This window comes from Fibrella arboris (assembly GCF_041321095.1).
In the GTDB taxonomy this organism is placed as follows: Bacteria; Bacteroidota; Bacteroidia; order Cytophagales; family Spirosomataceae; genus Fibrella; species Fibrella arboris.
The window spans coordinates 216,027-240,293 of sequence record NZ_JBGGWE010000001.1 but is presented as its reverse complement, the minus strand read 5'-3'; the positions used below and the strand labels follow the sequence as shown (position 1 = coordinate 240,293).

Genomic DNA, 24,267 nt, shown 5'->3' with positions numbered 1-24,267 from the left:
GTTGTGTGTTGATAACTGCGTTGTCACTCGCCACAGGCAAGCGATTACGACGAGCATAACATGGAAAGATCATGCTTCTTCCTCGTCTTTCGGGCCAAAATCACTTTGTTGCCAGCGCAGATTCTCCACTCCGCTTCGCCGGAAGAGGATATAAATTGGATACAGAATCAGCAGGCCAATGAGCAGTAAGACATTACTGATCAGTGATGTATTCTGGCCCACGGTCACCAAAAAGGTGAGCTGTTGGCCGTATTGCGTGTAAGGCGTTATTTCCAGGTGATACTGCCCTGACGGAATCTTCGATAGCGTGGCCGAGCTTTCGGTGCCACCTTCCGTCCAGCTTTCGCCGCCTTCGTAGCCGTGGTAATACTCGACCGCTTCGGTAAAAATGTAGCGCTGGTTGGTCTGCTCGTTCACCAGTTCGGTGGCAAACTCAACCCATGTGTTGTCAACATCAGATTTGAAGTCGATATCGACTGCCGTTGGGCCTTTGATCGTGAACGACTGGCTGCGGACCATCTTCGGCACTGGCTGCGACCGGGCAATTCTGGCCGAATCGATGGCGCGCTGAACGGGGTCTGTCAAGGCGCCTGGCTGAAACTGCGCTACACTGGCCAGCGTTTCGCGGTGAATGGTACCCGCTGGTCGAAACAGGAGGTTTACGATATGAATCCCGATCACGGCAACGACCGCCAACAGGGTTAATCGCCAGGTGTGTGGCCAGCGGTCGGCAAATCGATTGGGCTCGATAGCCCCCACACCATACGGGTCTGGCAGGCTGTTGGCATCCAGTCCGAAGGCGGTGGTGATCTCTTTTTTGGCAAGATAAGTCGCTTCGTACCAGTCATTCTGAACATTATTTTTCTCGTTGACCACCATACGCGGCGGTGCAATGAACTCCTCGATGGTCAGCGACTCATCGTCGAGGATATTCCAGTCGAATTCACCGACAGCCATGATCAACTCGGCTTGATAGCGGGCATACAGCCGGTAATCGTCGCCAGTGGTAGTGATCACATAGGATTTACCATAGCTGACAGAAATTGTGTACGGACTGGCGGCTGGCTCGATCCACATCCAGTGGCCATTAAATTCGGCTAGTTGGCGTGTGGTGCCGTTTTTCAGCAGCAGCATGTATTCGCGCCATCGATAGTTGGTGCCTTTTTCCTGCTTCAGCATGAACCCCACTACGCGCACCCACCTACCGGTCAGATAGCCTTCCGTACCAATGGCAATGGGTATCTTTTCGTTTTGTGCCGGACGGGGATGCGGAATAACCGCTGGCCTGTTATCGTATTCCGCCTTGAACAGCTTTTGGCAATGAGGGCAACCGTAAAACGAACTGTTTGGGTCGTAATACGTTAGCTCGTGCTGGCAGTTGGGGCAGGTCACCGTGTCGGGTGTGGGCCAGGGCTGGGTGTCGGTAGGGAGCGTATCAGTCATCGGCTAACGGTATCTAGCGTGAGTTCCGTACCCGCAAAAGCCCGCAGGGTGTCGGCATAAAACAGACGCACTTTGTCGGCATTGTCGCGCAGGTAGTTCGACAGGAACACATCGAACGTGGCGCGGCCGAATTCGGGCCAGGTATGAATCGATACGTGCGATTCGGTCAGGCAAACCACCGCCGTGAACCCGCCATTGTCGAACGAATGATACACTTCGCCCACTTTCGTCAGGCCCAGCTCGGCAATGAGCCTGTCGAACACGGCCCGGCAGGCGGCCGCGTCGGTCAGCCGGTCGGCAGGTGCTGCGAAGGTAGCCAGGATGTGCAAACCGGGTTGGTACGTGTTCATAACACAAGTATAGCCGTTTACAGAATGTGTAGGTAACCTGTTTGGGAAGAATGGTTTTAATGGCTGAACAAGCTTGGGTATAGGTGGTTTACTATCCGTCGGCAAAGCCGACAGCCTTCTACTGACAGTGATCTTATGAAACCGCACCTCTCTCTCGCCTTGCTGATCGGCTTAACCGCCTGCAACCGGCCACAGTCAGCAACGCAGAATCAGTCGACAACCAAAACCGATTCGGCACCGGCGTCGAGCCAGAAAGTGGCGTTTTATACCGAGAAAACGCCTGCTTACGACGGTACTGGCCGCGTGTACCTGGGGCGGGAGATTTCGCAGGTGATGGGGCACCTCGGTGCCGAATGGCTCGAACGGCCCGAACGGCAGCAGGAAGAACGCACCGATCTGTTATTGGCCGCCCTCGATTTGAAACCAACCGACGTCGTGGCCGATATTGGCGCTGGAACGGGCTATTTCAGCTTCCGGCTGGCGCGGGCCGTGCCGCAGGGCAACGTGCTGGCGGTAGATATTCAGCCCGAAATGATCGAGTACCTGAATGAGGGTAAGAAGAAGGAGAATCTCACGAACGTTGAGCCTATTCTCGGCACGATCACCGATCCTAAACTTCCTGCCAACAGCGTCGATCTGGCCCTGATGGTCGATGCCTATCACGAATTCTCGAATCCCCGCGAAATGGGGGTTGCGCTGGCCCGTTCGCTGAAACCGGGCGGTCGAATCGTGCTGGTCGAATACCGCGCCGAAGATCCGAACGTACCGATCAAAGAGCATCACAAAATGAGTGTGATGCAGGCCACCCGCGAAATGACCGCCCTCGGTCTGAAACTCCTCAAAAACGACAGCCGCCTCCCCCAACAGCACGTGCTGATCTTTGGGAAGAAGTGAAAAAAAGTTTACTGTTTTCTGTCTTCAGTCTTCTGTTGCGCTGCTGAGTAGCGAAGCAACAGAAAACAGCAAACAGAAAACAGTAAACTTTTTTGTTTCCTTTCCAACCAATTGCTGGGCGGGCTGCACTTTGTTGTGTAGCTGTTAAAACCATGTTTCGCCTGGCCACTTCACCCGACATATCTGAACGCGATCTGGTCAGCCAATGCCTTGACGACCAGTTGGCAGAGCGGCGAATGGCGCAGCGGCTGTTGTATGACCGCTACAAACGGGCGATGTACTCAACCGCCTACCGCATCACCAACGACCCCGATCATGCCCACGACGTGTTGCAGGATGCCTTTGTCGAGGTGTTTAAATCGCTTGGTCAATTCAGCTTCCGGTCAACGCTGGGGGCCTGGATCAAGACGATTGTCGTGCGGCAGGCCATTCGGAAACAGCAGCTTGAAGGACGCTTCGAAACCATCGACGAGACGCGGCATGACCAGCCCGCCTTGTTGCCCGACACCGTAACGGGTGCTGAACTCGACGCCGCTATTCGCACCCTGCCAACTGGAGCCCGCACTATGTTTCTGCTGGTGGAAGTGGAAGGGTACATGCACCACGAAGTAGCCACGATGCTGGGCGTGTCGGAGGGGACGTCGAAGTCGCAGGTCAGCTACGCGAAGAAACTGTTAAGACAGCGACTCTCATGAACGACCTCCTCGCCCTCCTTCCCGCCTATGAGCCCCGGCCCGACCTCTGGGACCGGATCGAAGCCGATCTGGATTCCGACGAGCGGCTGGCTATCGTGGTGGCTGAACTGCCCGATTTTGACCCAGATAAGGACCTCTGGAACCGGATCGAGGCGGCAATCGACCGGCCCGGAATAGACGCTGCCGACGTTCAGGAATCGCCTCGGCTGCTTGCTCATCCGGCCGTGGAACCGGCCCGTACAATACCTGTGGCGCGGCGAATTGGCCAGGTACGTTGGCTGGGAGCCGGCGTGGCAGCCGCCTGTCTGGTACTGCTGGGTACGTGGCTGTTCCGGTACATGACCGCACTACCTGCCGAACGAATCGAATACGCCGTGGAGCAGCAAACGGAACCAATGGCCACCGATAGGGAACTACCCGAACAGAGCGCTGCCGACCAGCGTGCCGAGGAGTTCATTAACCGGCAGTGTGAAGAAGCAGCCCTCGTCTGTCAGAAGCCAGAAGTGCGCGAGCTGCGCGCGCAGCTGGGCGAGCTGACGAATGAACAAAAACGGCTGGCGGCTGAGCGACAAACGTTTGGCGATGACCCGGCGCTGGTAATGGCGCAGGTGAAACTGGAGAATCAGCGCGCCGAAGTCACTAAAGAACTCATAACGCTTCTGCGATCATGACCCGTCTTCTCTTCTTTTTCCTGCTCTGGCTCCCCATTCTGGGGCGCGCGCAAACACCGCTACAGGTGGTGACGAAGGTAGTCGAAAAAGACCTGCCTTATGCCGACGGACAGGCCATCCGGCTGAAGGCCCAGAAAGCCGACGTTCAGGTACGTACCTGGAACCGGCCAACAGTATCGATCCGGCTCCGGCTGGTGGCCAAACATCCCGATCGGGCCGTGGCTGAGCGTGAGGTGGCCTATCATCAGTATACGCTTCAAACCAACGGCAATACCCTCGACCTGTCGAACCGGATCGTTATTCCGGGGGGAGCGGGTAAGGTACAGAGTCAGCTGAAGGTTATCTATGAAATCAATGTCCCCGAAAAGGTCGTGCTGGCCATGACCAATTCGTTCGGTGACATAAATCTGCGGGGGTTATCGGGCGATGTGACGGTGGCTTTTGAATTTGGCAGGCTAACCCTCGACGATATGGCCGGTAAGCTGACCGTCACCTCCAGCTACGGCGACATCGAGGGACGAAACCTTGACGCAATACTGACGCTGAAAGCCGAGAAAGCGGATGTGAGTCTGCGTGATCTGGGTGGCTCCTGCCGTATCACTAGCCATTATGGAAAGTTGTTGGTACAGCCCAATCCGCAGTCGTTGAAAGCGTTATCGGTCGAATCGGCTCGCGCGGAGACGACAGTTCAGGCCCGAAACGTGGCTGATTTCCGCTATGATATAATCACCACCTATGCCGACATCCGCGTGCCTGATGGGCTGGCCGACGAGTTGGGAAAATTTGGCAGTAAGCAAACATTTACGTACGAACCGCCCGGCCGGAAAGTCGAGCTTGTGATTCGGACTAGTTATGCCAACGTGCTCATTCAGAGCGATAAGTCTATTGTGAACCGGTAATTCTCTTCGTGATGAAAACAACATACACCTACCTGGCCAGTGCCTTGCTGGGGCTGCTGACCACTACGGTCAGAGCACAGGAATGGTCGTTCGGTCCCAAAGCCTACCTGGGCCTGAGCCGCGTACTGACCGTGGGCAATGAGGCCGTGCTGCCCATCGGCTCCATCAGCACCGTAGCCGATGGCGATGCCACAATGAGTGGGTTGGGGGCTTTTGCCCGGTATGACCGCCCACACTGGTATGCCGAGCTGGATGCCAGTCAGGCCCAAAGCTATGCCGCCAACATAAACGTTCAGTCCCGGTCAGGTTCAGCGCCGCTGTATCCGAGCGCCCGCCGGTATGACGCGCGGTTGCTCGTAGGCTATAAACCCTTGCCCTGGCTTCGGCTCAGTGCGGGGCTGGTTGGTGGGTTCAATACCTGGAAACAGCGCGATTATACCGCCGATATTACCCGGTTAGACGCCCTGGCTCAGGCCGAGCCGAACCCGTCGATGCGGGAGCGGTGGCAGAATGAAGCCGATTACTACCGCCTTAACGAAACGGCTGGCAAGGCATTGAAACGGAACGTGCTTGAGGCGCAATTGGGCATTGGTGCCGACGTGGGTGGCCTGACGCTCGACCTGACCTACAACCCCGGCCTGCTGCCCGCTATTGACGGAGTAACGTACCTGGGACGAACCTATGCCATTCAACAACAATACGCTTTCTGGTCGCTGGGGGTAGGCTATAAACTATTTCCGCTAAAAAGCCACTTGCTGGCCCCGCGCAAAAACAAAGCCTATGCCCGTATCCAGCGCGATATTCCGTTTGTTCGTAATGAATTCCATGTTGGGGTGGGTATTCTTTTCGAGGATCTGAACAGCGCGTTCATCTACGAGAACCGGTATACGCATTATGTTCGCCCCCGTTTCGGCTGGACGCTTGGCCTGAGTTACCTGCGTGGGCTCAGCGGGTACGAGTCCGGTTTTCAGACGGGACGCTTGTCGGTAGTCAACGTCGTTTCAGCGCTGGCCGGGGTTAGGGTGCTGCCGCTATACAGTCGTCAGCATCGTATTGGGCTCACGTTTGGTGCCCAGCTGAGCTACCAGCGCGGCCATATCAGCAGTGGCCGTAGTGCCCGCACCGTATTGATCAACGGTCAATCTGTTCTGATTCAATCGGTCAATCTTACCACCAACGCCGGCAAAGGGGCGTTTCAGGCAGGGCCGCAGGCAAGCATCGACTACCAGTTTCTTCCCACCGATCGGCTGGCTATTGGCCCCTGGCTACGCGCTACCCAGGATTTCGGCTCCTTCGGCCTACAGGCAGGCTATCGGTTTTAGAAAAAGTGTAGTACCGAAGCTGGAGCTTCGGTACTACACCCCAGACTAACATCACACGTCATGAAACGTCTCCTTTTACTTCTCATCGGCCTGGCAACGTACCCAGCCGTTGCCCAATCATCGTTCCGCTTTGAGGCAGAAACGGGCGTATCGAGTCTCCGTTTACCGGCGCCGTACCGGAAAGGATGGCAGGCACGGCAGCAACTGACAGCCTACGTTCGGCCCCGGCTGGGTGTCGCGCTGGGCATCGGCTGGGGCGGCTCGGCCAATACTGACCCGCTATACGGTACACTAAACAGCTATGGGCAGCCAGACCCCCGCGCCCTGCTCGATTTCTACAACCGGCAGGAACGCATGATCGATTTGTCAGCAGTTTGGCTACCCCTACTCACAGATCGGCATCAGTTGAAAGTGCAGGCTGGCCTGTCGCTGCAACGGAGGCGGGAAGTGAACATCGACAGTATTTTTGTGGAACAGCCCAACGACCCGTACTATGAGGCGTTACCGACCTATACCGATCAAAGCCGGGCCATGCCAATGCTGGCCCTGGGTTATGATTATCGCCTATCGACGCGCTGGGCGGTGGGTGTCAACGCCGTTGCTTACCTGCCCGCCCACGAAAAAGCCATGACCACGCTGGGAGTACGCACCTCATATCGGTTCAACATCTCGCGTGACTCGCTGGGAATGAGTAGAGGGTCTGGCCAACCGCTCACCTGGGGTGTGCGCCTGGCGGCCAGTCGGGTAGGGGAGAACGGCAGTTCAAGTGCCGCATCGCGCAACGTCACCAAATTCGCAGCCGGTCTCTGGGCGGAGTACCCGTTATCACTGACCTGGGGCATGCGGGGTGAGGTCAACTATACCCAACGCGGTTACCGGTTCGACGGGTACAAGACCAGTAGCCGGAGCGCCACCGCCTTGACTGTCAATGCAACGTACCTGGACGTGCCGCTCCTGTTCCGGCACGAGGCCGCCGAACGCTGGCATCTTTATGCCGGGCCGTATCTGGCTTTTCTGCTGGAAGGTACCTCACAACAGGAAGGCCAGCCCGTCGTGGCTATCCAATCCCACACAAACACGGGTTTGCTGCTGGGTGCTGACTATCAATTCAGCAAAAGCCTGTCGCTCGATCTCCGTTATCAGCGCGACCTGATCCAGCTTTCCACATCGCCCTACAATGATGCCTACCACAGTTACCAGCTAGGCGTGAACTGGGCAGTTCGGTAAGTGAAACCTATGCCAGTTTGCTCTTTCTGTAGCCGTAGGAGAAATAAATGACTAACCCGATGATCAGCCAGGCGCCGAACGAAATCCAGTTGCTCACGCCGAGCTCGGTCATCAGGTACAGGTTGGTCAAGACGCCGATGACGGGCAGCAGTGAGAAATTATAGCGGAACCCCTGTACGGCCAATACCAGCCAGGTGAACCAGAAAACGAGCAACAATGGCTTCTCGTCGGCCACTTCAGCGATGTGCAACCCATGCGCATACGCGAAGGCTGCGATAAAGGCCAGTCCGATAATGTATTTGCCGTTGATGTAAGGCACCTTGAACTTCGACTGCGCCGTGAGTCCCCGGGCGTCGAGGAACAGAATGCCCGCGCACACCAGAATAAAGGCGAAGAACGTACCTACGCTGGTGAGGTCAACGAACGTTTTCAGGTCCATAAACAACGACGGAATAGCCACGATCAGCCCCGTGATGATGGTGGCGAACGAGGGCGTCTTGTATTTGGGGTGAATCGTCGCAAAGCGTTTCCAAAGCAGTCCATCGCGGCTCATCGTCATCCAGATACGGGGCTGCCCAAGCTGATAGACCAGCAGTGCGCTCGTGATGGCTACTACAGCACTGACCGAAATAACACCCGCCACGAAATCCAGATTCACTTTCTGGAACACGTAAGCCAGTGGGTCGCTTACGCCCAGTTCTTTGTAGTTTACCATGCCGGTCAATACCAGCGTGATCAGCACGTAGAGGACCGTACAGATAGCCAGGCAGTAGAGCATGGCGCGGGGCAGGTCGCGTTGCGGGTTCTTACATTCTTCGGCGGTGGTTGAAATGGAGTCGAAGCCGATGAAAGCAAAAAACACCGACGCCACGCCACTCAGTACACCTGCCACGCCATTGGGTGCAAAGGGCGACCAGTTGGCCGGTTTCACATAAAAAGCGCCGACGCCAATAACCAGCGCGATAACGCCCAGCTTCAGCACCACCAGAATATTGCTCGCCACCCGCGATTCTTTGATGCCGACATAGACCAGTGCCGTGATCAGCACCGTGATGATGCCCGCCGGCAGGTTGGCGATCAGGTGTATATCGCCAACGAGCGGGGCATCGGCCCAGGCCTGAGCCAGCACGCGGGTATTGTCAGGCAATGTGTCGAGCGACGTACCAGCCTGCCGGGTTTGTTCAACCAGCTCAAAGGCGCGGTGGGCGGTGCCGTAGTCGGTGGCGAAATACTTGGGGAACGTGATGCCGAATCCGCTGAGCATCGACGTGAAATACTCCGACCACGAAATAGCCACCACCATGTTGCTGACGGCATATTCCAGGATGAGCGCCCAGCCGATGACCCACGCAAAAATTTCGCCGAAAGCCACATACGCATACGTGTACGCGCTGCCGCTGACAGGCACCGTACTGGCAAACTGTGCGTAGCTGAGGGCAGTGAACACGCAGGCGATGGCCGTAAACACAAACAGCAGCGACACGGCTGGTCCGCCGTTATAGCTGGCCAGGCCAATGGTACTGAAAATGCCGGCGCCGATGATGGCCGCGATGCCGAACGAGGTCAGGTCGCGTACCCCCAGCGTTTTCACCATCTTGCTGGATTCGCCATCGGCAGCATCACTCAAAATCTGTGTTACGGTCTTTTTGCGGAATAAAGAATCGATCATGGAGGGAGGTAGTCTGAAGAAGTGCTAAGTCGTGAGTCTGGATGGTCAACAGGAGTTTGCGGATTTCGCCAAACTCTTTGACAACTTTGCCTTGATGATTCGTTAAAAATAGGCAGAGTTTGCCCTTTTTTGCCAAATGTCTATCCAGATCACCAATCTTTCTAAACAGTACGGTCAACAACGGGCCGTTGATTCGATCACGTTTCAGGTCTCGCCCGGCGAGATCGTCGGCTTTTTGGGGCCCAATGGTGCCGGGAAATCAACGACCATGAAAATCGCGACGGGCTACCTCTCACCCAGCGAGGGAACAGTACTCGTGAATGGACACGACGTGCAGACAGACGCAATGGCCGTGCGCCGGAGTGTCGGCTACCTGCCCGAGCATAACCCGTTGTATCTGGATCTGTACGTGAAGGAGTACCTGCGGTTTGCCGGTGCATTGCACGGTCTGAAAGGGGCCACGCTCAGAACCCGAATTGCCGACGTGATTGAGCAGGTTGGCCTGACCAACGAGCAGGGAAAGCGGATCGGCCAGCTATCGAAAGGCTACCGGCAACGTGTGGGCCTGGCCCAGGCATTCCTGCACAACCCGCCTGTGCTGATCCTCGACGAACCAACTACCGGCCTTGATCCTAACCAACTCGCTGAGATTCGGGAGGTGATCAAAACCGTTGGACGTGATAAAACGGTACTTTTTTCCACCCACATCATGCAGGAAGTGGAAGCCCTCTGCGACCGGGTCATCATCATTAACAAAGGCAAAATCGTAGTCGATAGCCCACTAGCCCAACTGCGTAGCCAAACGGCGCAGCAACTGGCCCTCATCGCCGAATTTGAGCACGACCTGCCCGACGCTGGTGTGCTGGGTACGTTGCCCGGTGTGCTTTCGGTTGATCATGTTGGTTCCGGGCAATACCGCCTTACCGCCACGGCCGATAGTGATCTGCGTGCCACCATCTTTCGCCTTGCTGCCGATCGTGGCCTCACGCTCGTTGGCCTCCGCCAGCAGGAAACGTCCCTCGAAGGCGTGTTTAAGGAATTAACGAGATAAAGCAGGAATGGCTTTGCCCCGCAGCGGGGCAAAGCTGAAGTCAACCCACCGTGATTGAGTAATGGGCGACGAAGCTGTTGCCCGCCCGGATGCGGTGAATGCCCTGCTTACCGTCGATGGGGCGCGGTTTGGTCGACGTGTCGGCAACGCCTAGCCAGGGCTCGATGCAAACGAACGGAGCGCCCGGTTTGGCCCAGATGCCGAGGTAGGGGAAAACGGCAAAGTCGAGGCGGATCGAATGATCGTTTTTGCGGCTCTTCAACGTCACCTGCCGCGATTTGAGGGTTAGCAGCACCAGCGCGTCGTTAGCAAATAAGTCGGGGGTCAGGTTCAGTTGCCGATTCTCCAGGTTGATGCGTTGCTTCTCGCCATTGAGTAGCCCATCGGCACCGAGCAGACTCGTTTCCAGCGTGCCATCGCGCTCGAATTCAAGGTAATAGTCGGTGTAGGCTTCGCCCGGCTGAAAAGGCACGTTGAAAGCCGGGTGTGCCCCCACCGACATAAACATATTGTCGGTGCCCCTATTTTTCACCCGGTAAGTGATGGTCAACTCCGGTCCGTCGAGTTCGTAGCTAATCTCGAAGATGAAATCATACGGATAAACGGCTCGCGTCGCTTCTGACGAATGGAGTTCAAACGACGCGAACTCCGGGCTCGATTCGGTGCAGACAAACTCAGCTGTACGGGCAAAACCGTGTCGTTTCATGGGGTACGTTTGCCCATTCACCACGATCTGATCATTGGTCTGCCCACCCACTACCGGAAATAAATTGGGGGCGTGCCAGGGCCAGATGGCCGGGTCGGCCTGCCAGAGGTGCTCAGTGCCCGTTTGCCGATCAACCAGTGATGTAAGTTCGGCGCCCTGATCGCGGATACCGACGCGGAGGTGTTGATTTTGAAGCGTGTGCGTCATAGATAAAGAAACGAGAGTTCAATCAATTGGTAAGTTAACTGTACAAAAATTGGTTGGTTTTTATAACATTGCCACCGCGAACCCGTTTAAGGCATAACCCGCTGAAAGCAGTTTCTGAAAAAAAGCATAGCGACCGTGTTGCATTAGTGATTTTTTTTACTTTTGCACCCTCAAAAATATTGACATCAAATCAGCTAGATTTCTACTATGTACTGGACTCTCGAATTAGCATCCTACCTTGAAGATGCCCCATGGCCTGCCACCAAAGATGAACTGATTGACTTCTCGATCCGGTCGGGTGCCCCACTGGAAGTGGTCGAAAACCTTCAGGAACTGGAAGACGACGGCCAGCCGTATGAAAGCATTGAGGAAATTTGGCCCGATTATCCAACCAAGGATGATTTCTTCTTTAACGAAGACGAATACTAATCGTCGTCAGGCATCATGACCTGAACACCTGATCTGACTGGTTACTGTTTGGTGCCAACGGGCAACGTTAGTTATACTGATGTTGCCCGTTTTTTTGTTGTTTACAAGCAGAAGTTGGCGTCGGGGTTGGTTTTGGTAAATAAGTTGAAAAATAATCCATTTATTTTTCAGAGCGTAAACTAAAGAGCGCCGGTGGGCGTTTACTCTATATCAATCGCAAAAAAAGCCCCGGCACTGACAAACAGGCCGGGGCTTTTTCGTTGGCAACGTACCTGGAAAGACCCGCCTAGAAAACCAGCAACGCCGTTACGAGCACTATGACTACGGGTAAGCCAATGGCAAACCACCTGGCGGTCATCCACTGAGGAACCGGCCAGCCAAGTTCGGCGCGAATGCCAGGGTAGAAGGTCATGCCGCAAGCGACTCCACCCAGCAAGCCACCAATGTGCGCGGCATTATCGGCCCCGATGCTAATGCCAATCAGCAGGTTGATACCCACTACCGACAGCGTGCTTTTCAACAGCGCCTTTCGGGCTTCATCGTTGAACAGATTGGTCATAACCAGCGCCAGCAGGACCCCTTCGATGCCGAAAATGGCGCCCGAGGCCCCCGCAGAAACGGCAATAGTGTGCCACCACAGGCTACCAAGGCTGCCCGTTAGTCCGGTGGCGAGGTAGGCCACCAGAAAACGCCAGCTCCCGACCAGGGGCTCAATCTGCATGCCCAGGTACCGCAGCGACATCATGTTCACGGCCAGGTGAATGACGCCGATATGCAGAAAACAGGCCGTCAGGAGACGCCAGGGCTCACCAGCGCGGGTCATGGTCGTAAAATTGGCTCCCCACCGAACCAGGTCTTCGCCGGTAGGGCTCATGATGTTGACGCCGGAGAGAACCATTACGGCAAAAACAGCGATGTTGAGCATGAGCAGTACCGGCGTAACCCGATAACCATCGCGGGGGGTGAATACATCGCGCAAACTGCCCGGATGATACGCAGGTTTATCTTGTTGCGAGTGATTCGGGTCAGTGGGAGTCATAGGGGAAAGATACTATAGATTAAGGGTGTCAGGTTTTAAGTTTCAGGTTTCAGGTTTCAAGTTTCAGGTGTCAAGTGCGTTGCGTATGCTACCATTTGGTCAACTAGCAACGCACCTGAAACCTGAAACTTGACACCTGAAACTTGAAACTTGAAACCTGAAACCTTCTGCTTACTTTTTAGCCATTACGCGCCAAACGGTGCCTTTTACCGAGTCTGTGATGTAGAGTGAGCCGTCGGGGCCTTGCGCCAGACCCACCGGGCGGTGCTTGGCTGATCCGGGGCTGGCCAGTTCGAGCTTGCCGGCATTCGCGTTTTTACCAGGAATGCCCTGCTCAGGAACACCCGCAAAGTTTTCGGCAAACACCTCATAATTGCCTGATGGACGACCGTCTTTACCAAACGGGATGAAGGCAACAAAGTACCCGCCCTGCATCAGTGGGGCGCGGTTCCACGAGCCGTGGAAGCAGACAAACGCCCCGTTTTTATAGCGGGCCGGAAACTGATTGCCGGTATAGAATAGTAGATCATTGGGAGCCCAGTGTGCCGGGAAGGCCATGATTGGTTTCTCCTTACCTGCACATTGATCCTGCCTGGTACCATCGCCGCCGTATTCGGGAGCCAGCAGTTTTTTGCCAAGGAAATGGTTGTTGTAGCAATACGGCCAGCCAAAATCAGCGCCTTCCTTCACCATCAGAAACTCTTCAGACGGTAGTTCGGCACTGACCGAGTCGGTGAAAACGCCGCCCCAGTTATTCAGGTTGTCGCGGCCATGTTGCAGCGCGTAGAGGGAATTCGAGGCCGTATTCCAGTCGAGGGCCACGGCGTTGCGGATCCCCGTAGCATACCGTTTGCCATCTGACTGCCGCTGATTTTTCTTGTTAGCGTCGAACTGCCAGATACCACCGTAGTTTTCCAGAATAGGGCAGGGCATCTGCCCTTTCGAGCCGGGCTGACGGTCTTTTTCCTGACAAGCGTTGGAAGGCGCCCCGAAATTGACGAACAGTCGGCCATCGGGCGAAATGGCCAGCGATTTGCTGGCATGCTGGCGTTGCAGGGTCAGGCCCACTACAATTGGCTCGGGCACGGCGTCGGCCATGACCTTGCCGTTGGTGAGCTTGTATCGATACACCGATGTGTCAGACGACGCGTAGAGGTAACCGTTGGCAATGGCGGCACCCGTACCCGTGTTGTTGCTGAACATCACCGTTTCTTCGGCCCGGCCATCGCCGTTCGTATCGCGAAGTTGCACCAGGCCTTTACCGTCTTTCAGGCGCTCGAGTTTTACAAAGACGGTGCCCGTTGTGGGGTCAACTGCTACGTGGCGGGCTTTACCAATGTTGTCGGCAAAGACCAGGGCGCTAAAGCCGGGCGTGAGTTTCAGGCCCCCATTGTCATCGTCGAACCGAATGCCCTGGATAACGGTCGCTTTTTTAAGTGGCTTACCCGGTTTGGGAGCGCCCGGCATAGGAGCGGCACTGGCACCCAGGCTCAGCGCAGCCAATGAGAGAAGTAGAAGAGCAGTTTTCATCAAAAGGAGACTAGCTTGTTAACAGGTCAATAACCATTTATTGAACGGCGAAGTTAGGTAGCTACGACAAAAACGTCTGCTATAATCGTATTCACTTAACAAGAGCTACCAGTTATGGACCCGCAACCAACACCTGACGTACCTGAACAGGAGCAGCCGGATAGCAACACGCTGGGCGGTACAACCAGCACCGGCGCTGGTCCCGATGGCGAGCAACGCACCGTTCCAACGCCCGAAACGACTGGCTTAGGCCACGATGATCTGGACAAAGCCGATGACGTAGCACGCCGCGTGGATGAACGGAATCAGGAAAAAAACAGCTAACCAGGCGAACTCCCGACAAGCAGGGAGCCTGTTGGCCACTACAACGGTACAGTACATTGCATAACCGCGTTTTGACAATGGAGCCCATTTCCTGGAACGACTTCCTGAAGGTCGATATGCGGGTAGGAACGATCATCGCGGCGGAGCCTTTTCCGCAGGCACGCAAACCCGCCTACAAACTCACTATCGACTTTGGCACCGACATCGGCACCAAACGTACGTCGGCTCAGATCACCACGCTTTACCAGCCCGACACGCTTGTTGGGCAGCAGGTGATTGCGGTGGTGAATTTCCCGCCGAAACAGATTGGCCCGTTCATGAGCGAATGCCTCGTAATGGGCAGCGTTGCCGCCAACGGTACCGTAACGCTGCTGACCACCACGCAGCCTGCCGAAAACGGGCTGCGTATTGGATAACGGCAACTCTGGAAGCGTAAACGGGGGCACATATGCAGCTCGGTCAGCTCACGGCTGATTCGAGCAGCTGGATGGTGCCTTTGGTCGCGTCGATTTCAGCGTTGAGGCCTACGGGAATGGTGAACTTGTCGGTGATGTGGCCGATCATGGACCCGGCGAAGGCAGGTACGTTCAGCGGTTCCAGGTACGTTGCCAGAATATCTTCCAGCGTCAGGGAACCGTAACTGTTTGTCGACTCGCATTTGCTGCATTTACCAAACACCACGCCAGCGACCTGGTCCAGGATACCCGCCAGTTTGAGTTGCGCTATCATGCGATCTATGCGGTAAGGTTCTTCCTGCACATCTTCCAGAAAAAGAAGCGCCCCTGTCCAGTCGGGCAGGTAGGGCGTGCCGATAAGGTGGCTTAGCACTGTCAGATTGCCGCCGAGTAGCCGTCCCCGCGCCGTGCCGGGGCGAAGGGTAGTAATACGGTCGCGGGTGGGGGCCAGCGTGGCTGCGTCGTCAACGGGGTTTTGGAACTGCACGGCTTCCCCATGAATGAGGACCCGCTTCAGCCAGTCGGTTGTGAATCGGTTCCAGGTGACCGAGCCAACGGGGCCGTGCATGGTGACGAGGCCAGTTTTGGCGTTGATGGCCAGCAGCAGCGCCGTAATGTCGCTGTAGCCGATCAGGATCTTAGGCGTGCGCCGTATCTGGTCGTACTTGAGCAGCGGCAAAATCCGGGCGCAGCCCCAACCACCATGCATAGCCATGACTGCATTGACAGCTGGATCGGCAAAAAAATTGTTGAGATCGGCGGCCCGGTCTGCATCACTACCGGCTAAATAGCCGTATCGATCATAAAAATGGGCCGACAACTTGGTTTTAAAGCCGAGTGCCTGGAGCGATTCGATGGTGATTTGAACTGTTTCTTTACTGTAGGCCGGGGCTGCCGGGCAGAAAAGGCCAATGGTATCGCCGGGTTTGAGTCGGGGCGGTTTAAGGGGCGTAACGACGGAAGGGCGAGACTGTAGATAAGGGGTGGTAAAAGGCGCCAGTAGAGCCGATTTAAGCCAGGTACGGCGTGGAATCATGTGCTTTATTTTCGCACTGAAAGCGCCTATTCCGCAATTTATACCCAAAATAAACGGCCTTTGGTACCCGTTTTGATACACTCAGTAGAAAGGTATTTTAGCCACCTTTGGCACCCTATAGTGCACGTCACGATAGTACGAATACATGAAGCCTTATGCCCAGTATACAGCCAGAGAACTGGCTGCAGACGACCTCTTTATCCGGTGGGTGAAACACCCGGAGGATGATGAGGTAGCGGCGTTTTGGCAGGGACTAGAAGACATGCAGCCACAACTGCGGATTCGGTTCAGAGATGCCCGGCAACTGGTGCAGGAGGTGGGTCGTTCACTGACAATCAATACGTTACGGAACGATGAAATCGCTACGGTCTGGGGGCGGATTCGAGGCTCCTTGCAGGACCTGGAGGATGTGCGCCCGCTGCGTCCGGAAGTGCGTTCATTTATTGGGTGGTGGTACTTTACCCGCTCTATCGCCGCAATTATTGGCATCGTATTGCTGGTCGGCTGGACCGTGTATAAGCAGTATACCCAGGAAGCTTCCCGGCTGATTGCCACCACCACTCAGTCGCGGCGAATTGCGCTGCCTGATGGGTCGGTTGTGATGCTCTTACCGCATAGTCGGCTACGGTATACGCCGGGTGGGTTTGTTCGTGAAAGTGCGGCTGAAGGAGGTACCACCGTTGAGCTGACCCGCGCTGTCTGGCTGGATGGTGCCGCTGATTTTGTGGTAGCCAGCCCAACGGGCAGAGGTGTATCTAACGCCTTTCGGGTTCATACCGACAACCTGACGGCCGAAGCCACAGGCACCCGATTCCACGTCAGCCACGAGCAGGGCGAAACCCGGGTGCTGCTGTATGATGGCAAACTGGATCTGCTGGTGGGGCACAGCCAGGTACGCCACCTGTCGCCCGGCGAGTCGGTACTGGTAGCAGGCGGCGATGTGCAGACTGAATAAAGAACTGTCAGAAGGCTTCGCCGTCATTAAATGGTCGTTTATTGTCATTGTTGTTTCTTTAACTATGACAATAAACGACCATTTAATGACGGCGAAGCCTTATACTAATTTCCCCTTCAACTGGGCCATTTCTGCCGTTGGTGTGGCCCCTTCGTAAAGAATCCGGTAAACGGCATCGACGATAGGCATACGTACCTGGTATTTCCCGTTGATGGCGTAAATGCTCCGTACTGCATAATACCCCTCGGCAATCATGTTCATCTCGGTCTGTGCCGACTGAATGGTGTAGCCACGGCCAATGAGCGTACCGAACGTGCGGTTACGGCTGAAAGGCGAATAGGCCGTTACCAGCAGATCGCCCAGATAAGCCGAACGGCTCAGGTCGCGCTCCACGGGGTAAACGGCATCGACAAACCGACGAATTTCCTGCATGGCATTGGAGACCAGAACAGCCTGGAAGTTATCGCCGTAGCCCAACCCGTGGGTGATACCGCAGGCCAGGGCAATAATATTTTTCATCACGGCGCTGTACTCCACGCCATACAGATCGTTGATCGGTGAGGCCTGCACGAAGCGGCAAGTCAGCAGATCAGCCACGCGCTGTGCGCAGTCATCACCAGTGGAGGCTATGGTTAAATACGACTGTTTTTCCAGCGCTACTTCTTCGGCGTGGCAGGGACCGGCAATGCAGCTGAGATGGTCTTTAGGTACGTTATAGGTCGACTCCATCCAGTCGGTGACCAGCTGGTTCGAGGCGGGAATCATGCCCTTGATAGCCGATACGACGTGCTTTCCGGCAAAATGAGCTGGTGTCAGACCCGTGAGGGCTTCTGAGATAAAGGCCGCCGGTACAGCCAGAATAATAAAGTCGGCATCACGGATAGCGTCCCGGATCCTGGTGCAGACCTTCACCTTTCGGGGGTTTATCTGTACATCGCTGAGGTAGCTTCGGTTGTGATGAAATTGCTGGATATGGTCGGCATCTGTTTTACTGCGCAGCCACCAGCGGACCGAATTGTTGCCTTCCGACAGAATTTTAATCAGGGCTGTGGCCCAGCTGCCGCCGCCAATCATGGCTATTTTTACAGGTGTTGATGACTTCATGGAACAAATAAACCCGTTTTCGATACGAATGGCCAAATTTCTGGCTAAACAGACCCTGCTCCCGCTATGCTAGTCATTCTCGGACCTACCGCCAGCGGCAAAACCCACTTAGCCGTACAGATGGCCTACCAGCTTATCTGTGACGGGCAACCCGCCGAAATTATCAGCGCTGACTCACGGCAGGTATACCGGGGAATGGACATCGGAACGGGTAAAGATTTAGCCGAATACACCATCGATGGCCAGCTTATTCCGTACCACCTGATCGATATTGTCGATGCGGGCGATGAGTACAACGTCTTTCGCTACCAGCGCGATTTCGACCGGGCTATGCAGGGAATTCTCAGACGGAATGCCGTGCCAATTCTGTGTGGCGGTTCAGGTATGTATATTGAAGCGGCGCTACAACCCGAGGCCATGCTGGCTGTGCCGCCCGATGAGCGGCTTCGCGCCGAGTTGGAAACGCTACCCGATGGGCAATTGCTCGACCGTTTCAGACAAACGCAGTCTGCTTATTCCGGGAAGGCCGATACATCGACCCGGAAGCGGCTGATACGCGCTATCGAGATCGGAACGTACCTGAACGCCCACCCAACTGCCCGGCCTACATCACGCCCTGCCTTGCCCGCCTATCGCGTACTTGGCCTTGATCCACCGGTGGCCCTGCGGCGCGAGCGAATTAGCCGACGCCTGCGTGATCGGCTACAGCATGGCCTGATCGAGGAAGTGCAACAGCTCCTGAAACAGGGGATACCGGCTGAGAAATTGATCTATTACGGCCTTGAGTACAAGTACGTTACGCAGTATTTGCTCGGTCAGCTAACGTACCCGGCAATGGCCATTCAGCTCGAAACCGCCATTCACCAGTTCGCCAAACGCCAGATGACCTACTTCCGCAAAATGGAACGCGACGGACTAGCGATTGAGTGGCAGAAATAAGTATCAGGTTTCAGGTTTCAAGTTTCAAGTTTCAAGTATCAGGTTTCAAGTTTCAGGTTTCAAGTTTCAGGTTTCAAGTGTCAGGTTTCAAGTTTCAGGTTTCAGGTGCGTTGCTAGTTGGCCAAATGGTAGACTACGCAACGCACTTGAAACCTGAAACCTGAAACCTGAAACTTGACACCTGAAACCTGAAACTTGAAACCTGAAACTTGACACCTGAAACTTATTCCTGCACCCACTCGCGGTGGGGGGCGTCGGGCCCTAAGTGGAAACACCTACGGCATCTGGCTTCGTAACTGTCTGTTTCTCCGAGCAATACGCGTTCCTGCGAGGGCACAAGCCGGTACGAATAATGAGCAATATCCCCACAGACGACACAAATGGCATGAACTTTGGTAACAAATTCCGCAATGGCCATCAACTGCGGCATGCAGCCAAAGGGTTTGCCCGAAAAATCCATGTCCAGTCCGGCTACAATGACTCGCTTACCATCATTCGCCAACTGGTTGCATACCTCAACAATGGTTGAATCGAAGAACTGAGCTTCATCGATGCCTACCACATCGCAGGGGTGCGCCATGGGTAGGATATCTGCTGAATTGGAAACAGGCGCCGATGGAATCACCGAGGCATTGTGCGAAACAATGTCGCGTTCGTGATAACGGGTGTCCAGGCTGGGCTTGAAAATGCCGACGTTGAGTTTGGCGATCCTGGCGCGGTTAAGCCGCCGAATTAACTCCTCGGTTTTACCGGAAAACATGGAGCCACAGATCAATTCTATCCAGCCAACGCGCAAATGGGGCGGTTCGCGCCGGCGGGTGGGTTCAATAAACATACTGTTAAAGACGTTGGGATGCTATCAGCACAATTGAGTGAAGCCCATTTTGAGGGATTTATACGGGCCGTAATCCGCAACAAACACGTTGAAAAAGACCTGTCGCACAATTTTTTGGGCCTTCAAATCGAGGTTTCTAAGAAGCGGCTACTTGATTTCAATATATTTACAAAGCAAAGGCTTTTAACAATGTCGAACAAGTTCAATACAAACGCGCTCAACGAATACAGTAAGTCGTATGCCCGACGGGTTACGGCTGATTTTTACCACGCTAATCCGACCATCAATGGTAAGCAAATTCTGAATCTTACGCCCGTAAATCAGATTAACCTATTCGTTGTCAGCAGCTTATTCGATAAATGGAAAGGGGAAACCGAAAAGTTTCGCAGTCCTTTTTTTGATTTTGGCAGTCCTGAAGTTGAGGAAGCATTACGGTCGTTTATGAACGTGGTCTCGCAGCATATAGCGGTACGCCGCGAACACCTGGAGCCACTGCTGGCCGACGCTACCAAGCGTACACTGATAGCCTTGTTCGATCCGCGTTATTACTACGATGACCAACTGCGTAACCAGCCAGATTTTACACTAACGGCCGAAAACCTGCGTCACCTGATCCGGTATACGCAGATCAATAAATTCATTCCGATTGCGCTGGAACAGCGACTCAACGGACGGCCATTTATCTACGTCAACCAGGCGTTGGGTTATCTGGACGAGATTCTGACACAACGTGTTCAGGAACTGGAACGCCCCGAAAAATACGTCGAAATGTTCTCAGAGAAGGTGGTCGTGGACCTGTCGACCCTGCTGCGTGGGCAGGCGTTTGAAAACTATAATTCGCCATCCGCCCGTTCGTTTTTCGACCTTGACGAAGAGGCAGCAACGCCCAGATTGGCGCCAGTCTCTCCGGCCAACGCGCCTGTTCCGCCCGTTGTTGCCCCAACGCCACAACCAACTCCTGCTTTAGTTGACGAAGAGCCAGCTACTACACGAACAGTAGCCTTGAATGGCAACAGCGGCTATTTCCCCGGTTATCAGGAAGCACCAACAGCCCCCAGTAATCAGCCGAACGTTTTGTCAGTAGATACCGAAACGCCGGTCATAGCCCTGAATACATCGCAGACAGATGCCAGCACAATTACGCCGGGCGTAGCTACACTGGGCGATTCGCTTCAAAAATCGGCAAATGGAAGTTTGGCAAAAAGCATTTCGCTCAACCAGAAATTCCGGTTTATCAACCAGTTGTTCAACGGAAGTGCCGACGCCTATAACGAAGCTATTGCCGAACTTGACCAGATGACCAACTATGGCCAGGCGCTCGATCTGATCTCGTATCGCTACGCCAACCAGTTCATGTGGAACATGGATAGCGACGAAGTTACCGAACTGGTCGAAATCCTGAAGCGCCGGTTTTAAAGAGAAACGGTACGCGGATCGGGCAGCTTAAATGGATTGACGCAGCTCTTTGATTCAAACGGATAGGCTCTGTCTGAAGCCAAGATCTGCGCAAATCAGTATGATCCCTTTAAGCTGCGTACCATTTTATTTCACCAGCAGATTGTCCAGGGCCTTGCGGAGATCCGGGAATTTATAGCGGAAGCTGGTTTCGTCGGCCACGCGGCGATTGAGCACATAACTGCCGCCCAGTACGGTAACCGCCATTTCGCCAAACATCAATTTGATCACGAAAGCCGGAATATTGGGCATGATCTGAGGTTTGTCGAGCACCTTCGCAATCAGGTGGGTCAGGTCGGCGTTGGTGACCGGTTGGGGCGCTACGCCGTTATACACGCCGGTCCACTCGCCATTTTTCATCGCTTCGATAAACAGGCCGCACAGGTCATCGATGTGAATCCAGGAGATGTACTGTTGCCCGGACGCGATAGGGGCGCCGACGCCCAGTTTAATGGGTTGAACCAACTTAGGTAACGCGCCACCATCCATTGTCAGCACAACGCCCGTCCGGATCTTGACGGTGCGGATGCCCAAGGCTGCAACCGCTTCGACCGACCGTTCCCAGGTACGTGTCACCTGCGCCAGAAAATCATTGCCGGCCGGGCTGTTCTCCCGCATTGGCCGGTCGCCACTGTCGCCGCCGTAATAGCCGATGGCCGACGACGCAATAAAGCTTTTAACATGGTGCTGGCTGTCTTTCAACGCGCTAGCCAGCAACGCCGTCGACTTGGTACGGCTGTCGAAAATCTCCCGTTTGCGTTCATCAGTCCACCGGCCGTCGGCAACGCCTGCGCCGGCCAGGTGAATAATGTGATCGGCCGTTTGGATAGCCCGACTATCGAGTTGCGCCTTGTCGATATCCCAGAGATAGCTTTTAACGCCGTTCTGTTCCTGGGCCGAACGGCTCAGGTACGTGACGGAATAGCCTTGTTGCTGAAGCAATTGAGTGAGTCGGCGGCCAATAGTGCCTGTGCCGCCTGTGATCAGTACAGTTTCCATAGGTGGTTAGCGATACTAGATAGTTCTGGTCTGCTTAGTCAAAAGCCGCTAGAACGAAGGGTTTATAACCTATTAACCCGCTAACTTGGAAATTGTGCTAAATAAGCTACTAACTAGTTGGTTATCAAGGAGACAAAACTGACAGCCTGTTTCCCTGAGAGCTAGTGGTACCACTCCGTTGGCGTATCCAGTTGTCTGGCGTAATGAGCAGCCGCGCTGTCATAAACGTACCTGAGCACCTTGTTCATGTCGTCTTCGAACTCCAGGTAGTAGTCGGGGTCGAGTTTGTTCAACTTTTTCAGGATCGCGTCGGTGCGTTTGGCCACGTAGATGGCGCATTTTTCGGTCCGGCTGCTGAGTCGCTGTAACAGGTCCGCATGGTTATCGAAAAAGCTCCTGAGCAGGTGTATGGTCAGATCGACTTCGCCGTAGCTGTCCTTGGTCACCTTTACATGCCGGGTAATATAGCCGCTGACGGTCCGCATGTCCATCATCATCCAGGCGGGCGAATCCTGGCTAAGAACAGCCGTCCGGTCGGTCAGGTCACGAATCAGCTTCCGGCGGTAGTCGAGCGTGGTCTTGTTCTCAACCAGTTCATATTCCAGCTTTTCGGTCAGAATCGGGTCTTTCGCAACGAGCCGAAGCAGGAGTTTATCTTTCTCCTTATCGGGCAGGTACGTTATGGCCCGTTTCAGATCCGGGCTTAAGGCAGCGGGCATAGGGTGGGCGTTTGCTGTTTCTGTATGGGTTGGCGTATGCCTTCGTTTACCGTTTTATCAGGCGGGCGAAGGTGAGCGATAAATCAAGCAGGATCATTTTGGCGCGGGCGTTTCGCTCCAGGTGGTAAGCGCCTTCGTTCAGGTCGCCCACCATCCGTTCGATCAGGTCGGGTTTGAGCACCTTTCCAAAATTACGGACAAAGTTAAGTTCGTCGTCGGGTAGTCGGAGTAACTGTTCAGCACCCTGTTGCCAGAGAAACAGATCACGGCAAAGGCGCAGGCTGTAGTCGAACAGGTTTTTCTGACGCTCTTTCGGGATCTTATCGAACTCGTCGGCCTGTTTCACCAGCCAGGTCAGGTCCTGCCGGTAGCAGGCCCGCATCCAGTCGGCAAACCAGGTATGCTGGCTGCTACTTGCCAGATCATCGCCTGTCGACTGCCCAAGCAGCAGCGCCTGTGCCATATCGCCATCGCTGAGGTACGCAATGCGCCGGGCCCTGGTCTCGTCGAAATTAAGGGTTTGCCGCAGGTACGTTGCCACTTCCGTGTCGGTGAAATTACGCACCGGCACGCGCTGGGTACGTGACAGGATCGTGATCAGCAGCTTATCGGGCTGATCGGTCACAAGCAGAAATAAGGTTCGTTCCGGAGGCTCTTCCAACACCTTCAGCAGGGCGTTAGCCGCTGTGGCGTTCATTTGCTCGGGTAACCAGATCAGCATCAGCTTGTAGGCACCTTCATACGCTTTCAGCGATAGCCGTTGCAGGATATTCCGGGCTTCTTCTGCCGAAATATTAGCCTGTTTGTTATCGCCGCCCGTAGCGTCGAGCCAGTCGGTTATTGTTCGGTATGGGTTGGTAGTCAGAAACTTGCGCCATTCGGGCAGTAGCGACTCGCTGGTGTTCTTGCCTTTTATATTCACCACCGGATACACCATATGCAGATCGGGATGCACCAGTTTCGCCATCTTGAAACAGGAAGCGCACTGCCCGCATCCGTCTGTCAGGTTAGGGTCGGTAAGGCGGGTTTCGCAGTTTACATAGGTAGCCAACGCGAGCGCAAGCGCCATGTTGGCACTGCCAGTGCGGCCATCGAACAGGAGGGCGTGGGCAAGGTGGTTGGTTTGAACGGCCCGCACCAGCGTTTCCTTGGTGTCGTCGTGGCCAATAATATCAGAAAACAGCATTGTGTTGCGAAGATAGCCTGTTTCGGCTTTGCCTCCCGCCGGGGAGAAAGGTCGAATCAAGCTATCTTTGTCACTCACCGTTAAATCAGTCCTCGGTCTTCTGTTTACTTTCTTCTGTTGCGCTGCTT

At 54.8% G+C, this 24,267-nt stretch carries 25 protein-coding genes; 13 read left to right on the top strand and 12 right to left on the bottom strand.

All coding sequences use genetic code 11. From position 1 onward, the window contains the following. Positions 1 to 69: 69 nt before the first annotated feature. Together ACAW75_RS00910 and ACAW75_RS00905 are read right to left on the bottom strand one after the other, a co-directional pair. Entirely contained in the window at positions 70 to 1,443 is a 1,374-nt protein-coding gene (locus ACAW75_RS00910; protein WP_370726777.1) for a DUF4178 domain-containing protein, read from the bottom strand. Continuing rightward, entirely contained in the window at positions 1,440 to 1,793 is a 354-nt protein-coding gene (locus ACAW75_RS00905; RefSeq protein ID WP_370726776.1) for an S-adenosylmethionine decarboxylase family protein, read from the bottom strand. Before ACAW75_RS00905 ends, ACAW75_RS00910 begins: the two co-directional genes overlap by 4 nt. 135 nt (positions 1,794 to 1,928) lie before the next feature. Here ACAW75_RS00905 and ACAW75_RS00900 point away from each other — a divergent pair, with 135 nt between their 5' ends. From ACAW75_RS00900 to ACAW75_RS00875, 6 genes are all read left to right on the top strand, one after another. Further along, positions 1,929 to 2,687 (top strand): class I SAM-dependent methyltransferase, encoded by a 759-nt coding sequence (locus ACAW75_RS00900; RefSeq protein ID WP_370726775.1) that lies wholly within the window; start codon positions 1,929 to 1,931, stop codon positions 2,685 to 2,687. A 152-nt stretch (positions 2,688 to 2,839) separates the two neighbouring features. Next, positions 2,840 to 3,382 (top strand): RNA polymerase sigma factor, encoded by a 543-nt coding sequence (locus ACAW75_RS00895; protein WP_370726774.1) that lies wholly within the window; start codon positions 2,840 to 2,842, stop codon positions 3,380 to 3,382. Then, positions 3,379 to 4,053, top strand: a complete 675-nt coding sequence (locus tag ACAW75_RS00890) for a hypothetical protein (protein WP_370726773.1) — start codon at positions 3,379 to 3,381, stop codon at positions 4,051 to 4,053. The genes ACAW75_RS00895 and ACAW75_RS00890 overlap by 4 nt, the downstream gene beginning before the upstream one ends. Further along, positions 4,050 to 4,952 (top strand): DUF4097 family beta strand repeat-containing protein, encoded by a 903-nt coding sequence (locus ACAW75_RS00885; RefSeq protein WP_370726772.1) that lies wholly within the window; start codon positions 4,050 to 4,052, stop codon positions 4,950 to 4,952. Before ACAW75_RS00890 ends, ACAW75_RS00885 begins: the two co-directional genes overlap by 4 nt. 11 nt (positions 4,953 to 4,963) lie before the next feature. Then, entirely contained in the window at positions 4,964 to 6,274 is a 1,311-nt protein-coding gene (locus ACAW75_RS00880) for a hypothetical protein (RefSeq protein ID WP_370726771.1), read from the top strand. A 60-nt stretch (positions 6,275 to 6,334) separates the two neighbouring features. Further along, positions 6,335 to 7,501 carry a porin family protein gene (locus tag ACAW75_RS00875; RefSeq protein ID WP_370726770.1) on the top strand — a complete coding sequence of 389 codons (1,167 nt, stop codon included), beginning with the start codon at positions 6,335 to 6,337 and terminating at the stop codon, positions 7,499 to 7,501. A gap of 7 nt (positions 7,502 to 7,508) precedes the next feature. Here ACAW75_RS00875 and ACAW75_RS00870 read toward each other — a convergent pair whose 3' ends face one another. Then, positions 7,509 to 9,170: an amino acid permease gene (locus ACAW75_RS00870; RefSeq protein ID WP_370726769.1), complete on the bottom strand. Its 1,662-nt coding sequence runs from the start codon at positions 9,168 to 9,170 to the stop codon at positions 7,509 to 7,511. A 136-nt stretch (positions 9,171 to 9,306) separates the two neighbouring features. Between ACAW75_RS00870 and gldA the strand changes: the two genes are divergently transcribed. Next, on the top strand, positions 9,307 to 10,221 hold the full coding sequence (gene gldA / locus ACAW75_RS00865) for a gliding motility-associated ABC transporter ATP-binding subunit GldA (protein WP_370726768.1): 915 nt from the start codon (positions 9,307 to 9,309) through the stop codon (positions 10,219 to 10,221). Between the two features lie 40 nt (positions 10,222 to 10,261). On the opposite strand, the gene ACAW75_RS00860 is transcribed toward gldA, so the two are convergent. After that, on the bottom strand, positions 10,262 to 11,134 hold the full coding sequence (locus ACAW75_RS00860; RefSeq protein ID WP_370726767.1) for an aldose 1-epimerase family protein: 873 nt from the start codon (positions 11,132 to 11,134) through the stop codon (positions 10,262 to 10,264). A 207-nt stretch (positions 11,135 to 11,341) separates the two neighbouring features. On the opposite strand from ACAW75_RS00860, the gene ACAW75_RS00855 reads away from it, so the two are divergent. After that, positions 11,342 to 11,563, top strand: a complete 222-nt coding sequence (locus ACAW75_RS00855; protein ID WP_015329640.1) for a DUF2795 domain-containing protein — start codon at positions 11,342 to 11,344, stop codon at positions 11,561 to 11,563. A 286-nt stretch (positions 11,564 to 11,849) separates the two neighbouring features. On the opposite strand, the gene ACAW75_RS00850 is transcribed toward ACAW75_RS00855, so the two are convergent. Then, positions 11,850 to 12,602 carry a rhomboid family intramembrane serine protease gene (locus tag ACAW75_RS00850; protein WP_370726766.1) on the bottom strand — a complete coding sequence of 251 codons (753 nt, stop codon included), beginning with the start codon at positions 12,600 to 12,602 and terminating at the stop codon, positions 11,850 to 11,852. A 171-nt stretch (positions 12,603 to 12,773) separates the two neighbouring features. After that, positions 12,774 to 14,132 (bottom strand): PQQ-dependent sugar dehydrogenase, encoded by a 1,359-nt coding sequence (locus ACAW75_RS00845; protein WP_370726765.1) that lies wholly within the window; start codon positions 14,130 to 14,132, stop codon positions 12,774 to 12,776. Between the two features lie 114 nt (positions 14,133 to 14,246). On the opposite strand from ACAW75_RS00845, the gene ACAW75_RS00840 reads away from it, so the two are divergent. Together ACAW75_RS00840 and ACAW75_RS00835 are read left to right on the top strand one after the other, a co-directional pair. Further along, on the top strand, positions 14,247 to 14,456 hold the full coding sequence (locus tag ACAW75_RS00840; RefSeq protein WP_370726764.1) for a hypothetical protein: 210 nt from the start codon (positions 14,247 to 14,249) through the stop codon (positions 14,454 to 14,456). A 77-nt stretch (positions 14,457 to 14,533) separates the two neighbouring features. Further along, positions 14,534 to 14,872 carry a tRNA-binding protein gene (locus tag ACAW75_RS00835; protein ID WP_370726763.1) on the top strand — a complete coding sequence of 113 codons (339 nt, stop codon included), beginning with the start codon at positions 14,534 to 14,536 and terminating at the stop codon, positions 14,870 to 14,872. 43 nt (positions 14,873 to 14,915) lie between these two features. On the opposite strand, the gene ACAW75_RS00830 is transcribed toward ACAW75_RS00835, so the two are convergent. Continuing rightward, positions 14,916 to 15,947, bottom strand: coding sequence for a S66 peptidase family protein (locus ACAW75_RS00830; protein ID WP_370726762.1), 1,032 nt, complete (start codon positions 15,945 to 15,947; stop codon positions 14,916 to 14,918). 145 nt (positions 15,948 to 16,092) lie between these two features. Here ACAW75_RS00830 and ACAW75_RS00825 point away from each other — a divergent pair, with 145 nt between their 5' ends. Continuing rightward, a complete protein-coding gene (locus tag ACAW75_RS00825) occupies positions 16,093 to 16,902 on the top strand; it encodes a FecR family protein (RefSeq protein WP_370726761.1) in 810 nt (269 codons plus the stop codon). Positions 16,903 to 17,001: 99 nt separating this feature from the next. On the opposite strand, the gene ACAW75_RS00820 is transcribed toward ACAW75_RS00825, so the two are convergent. Continuing rightward, positions 17,002 to 18,006 carry an NAD(P)H-dependent glycerol-3-phosphate dehydrogenase gene (locus ACAW75_RS00820; protein WP_370726760.1) on the bottom strand — a complete coding sequence of 335 codons (1,005 nt, stop codon included), beginning with the start codon at positions 18,004 to 18,006 and terminating at the stop codon, positions 17,002 to 17,004. A gap of 66 nt (positions 18,007 to 18,072) precedes the next feature. Here ACAW75_RS00820 and miaA point away from each other — a divergent pair, with 66 nt between their 5' ends. After that, the gene (miaA, locus tag ACAW75_RS00815; protein ID WP_370726759.1) at positions 18,073 to 18,945 is read left to right on the top strand and encodes a tRNA (adenosine(37)-N6)-dimethylallyltransferase MiaA; all 873 of its coding nucleotides are present in this window, start codon (positions 18,073 to 18,075) and stop codon (positions 18,943 to 18,945) included. A gap of 223 nt (positions 18,946 to 19,168) precedes the next feature. Here the strand turns inward: miaA and ACAW75_RS00810 are convergent, their stop codons facing one another. Next, positions 19,169 to 19,780: a thymidine kinase gene (locus ACAW75_RS00810; RefSeq protein WP_370726758.1), complete on the bottom strand. Its 612-nt coding sequence runs from the start codon at positions 19,778 to 19,780 to the stop codon at positions 19,169 to 19,171. A gap of 189 nt (positions 19,781 to 19,969) precedes the next feature. On the opposite strand from ACAW75_RS00810, the gene ACAW75_RS00805 reads away from it, so the two are divergent. Further along, complete coding sequence (locus tag ACAW75_RS00805; protein ID WP_370726757.1) at positions 19,970 to 21,196, top strand: DUF8457 domain-containing protein; 1,227 nt, start codon at positions 19,970 to 19,972, stop codon at positions 21,194 to 21,196. A gap of 126 nt (positions 21,197 to 21,322) precedes the next feature. Here ACAW75_RS00805 and ACAW75_RS00800 read toward each other — a convergent pair whose 3' ends face one another. The 3 genes from ACAW75_RS00800 to ACAW75_RS00790 all read right to left on the bottom strand — a co-directional run bounded on the left by ACAW75_RS00800 (position 21,323) and on the right by ACAW75_RS00790 (position 24,139). Then, positions 21,323 to 22,234 (bottom strand): TIGR01777 family oxidoreductase, encoded by a 912-nt coding sequence (locus ACAW75_RS00800; RefSeq protein WP_370726756.1) that lies wholly within the window; start codon positions 22,232 to 22,234, stop codon positions 21,323 to 21,325. Positions 22,235 to 22,395: 161 nt separating this feature from the next. Continuing rightward, entirely contained in the window at positions 22,396 to 22,953 is a 558-nt protein-coding gene (locus ACAW75_RS00795; protein ID WP_370726755.1) for a hypothetical protein, read from the bottom strand. A 46-nt stretch (positions 22,954 to 22,999) separates the two neighbouring features. Continuing rightward, the gene (locus ACAW75_RS00790; protein WP_370726754.1) at positions 23,000 to 24,139 is read right to left on the bottom strand and encodes a DNA polymerase III subunit; all 1,140 of its coding nucleotides are present in this window, start codon (positions 24,137 to 24,139) and stop codon (positions 23,000 to 23,002) included. Positions 24,140 to 24,267: the final 128 nt, after the last annotated feature.

What these genes read in the sequence shown, in the direction of transcription:
- ACAW75_RS00910 (WP_370726777.1), bottom strand. Translation starts at nt 1,443, where the DNA reads ATGACTGATACGCTCCCTACCGACACCCAGCCCTGGCCCACACCCGAC.
- ACAW75_RS00905 (WP_370726776.1), bottom strand. Translation starts at nt 1,793, where the DNA reads ATGAACACGTACCAACCCGGTTTGCACATCCTGGCTACCTTCGCAGCA.
- ACAW75_RS00900 (WP_370726775.1), top strand. Translation starts at nt 1,929, where the DNA reads ATGAAACCGCACCTCTCTCTCGCCTTGCTGATCGGCTTAACCGCCTGC.
- ACAW75_RS00895 (WP_370726774.1), top strand. Translation starts at nt 2,840, where the DNA reads ATGTTTCGCCTGGCCACTTCACCCGACATATCTGAACGCGATCTGGTC.
- ACAW75_RS00890 (WP_370726773.1), top strand. Translation starts at nt 3,379, where the DNA reads ATGAACGACCTCCTCGCCCTCCTTCCCGCCTATGAGCCCCGGCCCGAC.
- ACAW75_RS00885 (WP_370726772.1), top strand. Translation starts at nt 4,050, where the DNA reads ATGACCCGTCTTCTCTTCTTTTTCCTGCTCTGGCTCCCCATTCTGGGG.
- ACAW75_RS00880 (WP_370726771.1), top strand. Translation starts at nt 4,964, where the DNA reads ATGAAAACAACATACACCTACCTGGCCAGTGCCTTGCTGGGGCTGCTG.
- ACAW75_RS00875 (WP_370726770.1), top strand. Translation starts at nt 6,335, where the DNA reads ATGAAACGTCTCCTTTTACTTCTCATCGGCCTGGCAACGTACCCAGCC.
- ACAW75_RS00870 (WP_370726769.1), bottom strand. Translation starts at nt 9,170, where the DNA reads ATGATCGATTCTTTATTCCGCAAAAAGACCGTAACACAGATTTTGAGT.
- gldA (WP_370726768.1), top strand. Translation starts at nt 9,307, where the DNA reads ATGTCTATCCAGATCACCAATCTTTCTAAACAGTACGGTCAACAACGG.
- ACAW75_RS00860 (WP_370726767.1), bottom strand. Translation starts at nt 11,134, where the DNA reads ATGACGCACACGCTTCAAAATCAACACCTCCGCGTCGGTATCCGCGAT.
- ACAW75_RS00855 (WP_015329640.1), top strand. Translation starts at nt 11,342, where the DNA reads ATGTACTGGACTCTCGAATTAGCATCCTACCTTGAAGATGCCCCATGG.
- ACAW75_RS00850 (WP_370726766.1), bottom strand. Translation starts at nt 12,602, where the DNA reads ATGACTCCCACTGACCCGAATCACTCGCAACAAGATAAACCTGCGTAT.
- ACAW75_RS00845 (WP_370726765.1), bottom strand. Translation starts at nt 14,132, where the DNA reads ATGAAAACTGCTCTTCTACTTCTCTCATTGGCTGCGCTGAGCCTGGGT.
- ACAW75_RS00840 (WP_370726764.1), top strand. Translation starts at nt 14,247, where the DNA reads ATGGACCCGCAACCAACACCTGACGTACCTGAACAGGAGCAGCCGGAT.
- ACAW75_RS00835 (WP_370726763.1), top strand. Translation starts at nt 14,534, where the DNA reads ATGGAGCCCATTTCCTGGAACGACTTCCTGAAGGTCGATATGCGGGTA.
- ACAW75_RS00830 (WP_370726762.1), bottom strand. Translation starts at nt 15,947, where the DNA reads ATGATTCCACGCCGTACCTGGCTTAAATCGGCTCTACTGGCGCCTTTT.
- ACAW75_RS00825 (WP_370726761.1), top strand. Translation starts at nt 16,093, where the DNA reads ATGAAGCCTTATGCCCAGTATACAGCCAGAGAACTGGCTGCAGACGAC.
- ACAW75_RS00820 (WP_370726760.1), bottom strand. Translation starts at nt 18,006, where the DNA reads ATGAAGTCATCAACACCTGTAAAAATAGCCATGATTGGCGGCGGCAGC.
- miaA (WP_370726759.1), top strand. Translation starts at nt 18,073, where the DNA reads ATGCTAGTCATTCTCGGACCTACCGCCAGCGGCAAAACCCACTTAGCC.
- ACAW75_RS00810 (WP_370726758.1), bottom strand. Translation starts at nt 19,780, where the DNA reads ATGTTTATTGAACCCACCCGCCGGCGCGAACCGCCCCATTTGCGCGTT.
- ACAW75_RS00805 (WP_370726757.1), top strand. Translation starts at nt 19,970, where the DNA reads ATGTCGAACAAGTTCAATACAAACGCGCTCAACGAATACAGTAAGTCG.
- ACAW75_RS00800 (WP_370726756.1), bottom strand. Translation starts at nt 22,234, where the DNA reads ATGGAAACTGTACTGATCACAGGCGGCACAGGCACTATTGGCCGCCGA.
- ACAW75_RS00795 (WP_370726755.1), bottom strand. Translation starts at nt 22,953, where the DNA reads ATGCCCGCTGCCTTAAGCCCGGATCTGAAACGGGCCATAACGTACCTG.
- ACAW75_RS00790 (WP_370726754.1), bottom strand. Translation starts at nt 24,139, where the DNA reads ATGCTGTTTTCTGATATTATTGGCCACGACGACACCAAGGAAACGCTG.